This window comes from Holdemanella sp. (genome assembly GCF_056804935.1).
In genome coordinates this window covers 1-1,891 of the sequence record NZ_DBMEXE010000268.1, presented here as the reverse complement: position 1 = coordinate 1,891, position 1,891 = coordinate 1, and the positions used below count along the sequence as shown (strand labels likewise).

The following is a 1,891-nucleotide window of genomic DNA, read 5'->3' as shown; positions in this document are numbered from 1 at the left end:
GGCTTTATTTGTATCTAAAATTTCTAGTTTTGAAGGGGCTGAAGTAAATTCTTCAAATTCCATAGGCTGATTAAAGAAGTCTACGGCATTTTCTGGTAAAGTTCCATCAAATTCAACATAGTATTTTTTATCTACATGTTTTTTTGGTGATAATACTTCATGGGTTAATTTACCATCGTTGCTGATGAGTAATAAGCCTTCTGTATCTACGTCAAGTCTTCCAACTGGATACAAATCGTGTCTTTGGCTTTGGACAAGTTCCATGACAGTCGGATAGAGCATATCTTCAGTGGCGCTCACATAGCCTTGAGGCTTATTTAAAATATAGTATTCGTATTCTACATAGCTTACGGGTTCATCATCCACACAAACACGATCATCTTCTTTTACGTTATAGTCTGCCTTTTTTATGGTTTCATCATTAATGGTAACCCAGCCGTTTTTAATTAATTTTTTAACGTCATTTCTTGTGCCAAATCCCATATGAGATAAATATTTGTCAAGTCTCATTGATAACGCCATCCTTTCGCATATTTATTTTTTAATGAGCCTTTAGAAAGTTTCGCAAAGCCTAAAGGGAAGTTATTTACGCAAACAAGTGTCCATCCAGATGTTTTTGAATCCAAATCTTTCACATCTAGAGTTTCACCTTTTAAGTATTTAATAACACGCTCATCTTCAATGGAAAAGTTTAATACATTTTTAAATTGTTCAGGACAAAGGGCAAGGGCAAGACTTTGGCTGGGTTCAAAATGTTTACCTTTAAGTTGCCCTAATAATAAGCCAGATCTTAAGACGCGATAGCCTTTATAAGCTTGAAAATCACTGTTTAACCAGATGACCTTGTCCTTTTTGATTTTAATGGTTGCCTTATTTAATTTAACCAATCGTAAAAAATCAGTAACACAATCATCAAGCTTATCGCTTGGCTCCAGTTTTATTTTTTTATGTTTTGTTTCTCCATCTTTGACAAGTAAAGCTACAAAGTGACCTTCTCCCTTGATTTTATGTGGATATAAACGAACACATTCCTCCATGTTTACACCTGGCATCATACCATCGATTTTATTAATAGGAACAAGATGTAAGTCAGGATGTTTGTCTAATACATCTTGAATAACTTCTTCATTTTCGTGAATCGAAAAAGTACAAGTGGAATATACGATAGATCCACCTGGCTTTAACATGGATACAGCAGCATTTAAAATGTTTTTTTGAATAGGTGGATAGAATGTATCATCCTTTTCAATCCAGCTTTTAATTAAGTCTGGCTCTTTTCGAAACATTCCCTCACCACTACATGGGGCATCCACTAGAATCTTATCAAATGTTTCAGGATAATGTTGTTCCATGTTTGTCAAATCTTCACTGGTTACCCAGGCGTTGTCACATCCGAATAATTCAATGTTTTTTAAGAGGCCTTGGCATCTTGAAGAACTAATATCATTTGAAATTAAAAGCCCAGTATGATTGAGTTTTGTCGCAAGCTTTGTGCTCTTTCCACCAGGAGCTGCACACGTATCTAATACAATATCATTTTCGTCTACAGGAAGAACTTGTGCTGGTAACATAGCACTGGGTTCTTGAAGATAGTAAAGGCCTGCATAATAGTAGGGGTGTTTACTAGGTTTATCTTCACTTGAATAATAGAAGCCATCATTTGTCCAAGGGATGGGTTTTAGTTTAAAGGGGGAAATCTTTAGAAATTCTTCAACAGAAATTTTTAGTGTATTGACTCTTAAACCATAATATCTATCATGATCAAAACTTTGTAGGTAGTCTCCATATTCTTCTTGAAGAAGCTCTTTCATTTGTTCTTTAAATTTAACTGGAAGTTCCATTATAGATCAAATGCCTTTCCAAGTGCTTGAACGGCTTTAACTTTATCTTT

The 1,891-nt window shown here is 34.8% G+C and carries 2 protein-coding genes; both read right to left on the bottom strand.

Annotated features, from left to right (window positions below; genetic code table 11):
• Positions 1–510: pseudouridine synthase (locus ACZQCL_RS09160; RefSeq protein WP_482482955.1), on the bottom strand; the 510-nt coding region annotated here is incomplete at its 3' end.
• Complete coding sequence (locus ACZQCL_RS09155; RefSeq protein WP_482482953.1) at positions 507–1,841, bottom strand: RsmB/NOP family class I SAM-dependent RNA methyltransferase; 1,335 nt, start codon at positions 1,839–1,841, stop codon at positions 507–509. The genes ACZQCL_RS09160 and ACZQCL_RS09155, both read right to left, overlap by 4 nt.
• Between the last annotated feature and the right edge of the window lie 50 nt (positions 1,842–1,891).

Bases quoted from the DNA above. Each gene is read 5' to 3' on its own strand.
- ACZQCL_RS09155 (WP_482482953.1), bottom strand. From the start codon at position 1,841: ATGGAACTTCCAGTTAAATTTAAAGAACAAATGAAAGAGCTTCTTCAA.